Annotated in this window: 2 protein-coding genes and 1 pseudogene; 1 reads left to right on the forward strand and 2 read right to left on the reverse strand. The window is 64.3% G+C overall.

Features of this window, described 5'->3' with window-relative positions; all coding sequences use genetic code 11:
* Positions 1-87, reverse strand: a pseudogene (locus tag MOV75_RS39525) (DNA mismatch repair protein MutT); the annotation flags it as partial.
* 201 nt (positions 88-288) lie between these two features.
* Between MOV75_RS39525 and MOV75_RS39530 the strand changes: the two are divergent.
* The gene (locus MOV75_RS39530; RefSeq protein ID WP_246926737.1) at positions 289-711 is read left to right on the forward strand and encodes a RidA family protein; all 423 of its coding nucleotides are present in this window, start codon (positions 289-291) and stop codon (positions 709-711) included.
* A 9-nt stretch (positions 712-720) separates the two neighbouring features.
* On the opposite strand, the gene MOV75_RS39535 is transcribed toward MOV75_RS39530, so the two are convergent.
* The coding region (locus MOV75_RS39535) for an enolase C-terminal domain-like protein (protein WP_309487016.1) at positions 721-997 on the reverse strand (277 nt) is incomplete at its 5' end.

The following is a 997-nucleotide window of genomic DNA, read 5'->3' on the forward strand; positions in this document are numbered from 1 at the left end:
AACCTCGGCCGCCAGCAGCCGCCCGTCCCGCCAGTGCAGGCCGATCGCGACGACGCGGATGTGGGCATGAGGGCGCCAGGTGGTCATGGGGCATCGTTATCGCGCTCGTCACCGCCGCGCAATGCGTGGAAGCGAAGCCCTGTCGGGCCGGATCCGCACCGCCTTCGGCATGCAACAGCTTGGCAGCCTTGATCCATGACTTGTCGCCTGCCATTGTCCTGTCGTCCCCACGGCGACGATGCCGATGCATCGTTTCGCCGGATGTGAAAGACAAGGCAGGCCAACGACATGAGCAGCGTGAACAAGCCCGGCGGCAATTACCTGCCGGTTATCATCCATGGTGGAATTGCGTATGTCAGTGGCCAGTTGCCGCGTCGCGGCGAGGACCTGCTGTATGCGGGCAAGGTCGGCGCTGGCGTCGATATGGCGGCCGCGCAAGAGGCTGCCGCCCTCTGTGCCGATCTCTGCATTTCCGCCATCAATCACGCAACAGGCGGAGAGGACAGGATCGTCCAGGTCCTGCAGGTCGTAGGATACGTCGCTTCAGCGCCTGGATTTACCCAGCAGTCGCAAGTCATGAACGGGGCCTCCGACCGGCTGATCGAGCGCCTCGGTGATCGCGGCCGTCACACGCGTACGTCCGTCGGTGTCGCCGAATTGCCGCGGGGGGCGCCGGTCGAGTTGAACATGATCGCCGCCGTTCGGTCGTAGCAGGTCGTCTTATTTGACGAGATATCTGGCGACCGCCGCCTCGTCCCACGCGATGCCGTTGCCGGGCTCCTCGCTCGGCAACGCAAAGCCGTCCTTGACGGTCAGCCGCGTCGCCAGCACGGCATCAGCCCAGTCGACATATTCCAGCCAATGCGCGGTCGGTGTCACGCAGAGCAGGTGCGCGCTGACTTCCGAGAACAGATGCGAGGACATCTCGATGCCGGCGGCATGCGCTTGCGCGGCCGCTTCACGTCGGAAATCCCTGATCAGGATTGATGGCGTTCGT

The sequence above is a fragment of the Bradyrhizobium sp. PRIMUS42 genome, from assembly GCF_023006515.1.
Classification (GTDB): domain Bacteria; phylum Pseudomonadota; class Alphaproteobacteria; order Rhizobiales; family Xanthobacteraceae; genus Bradyrhizobium.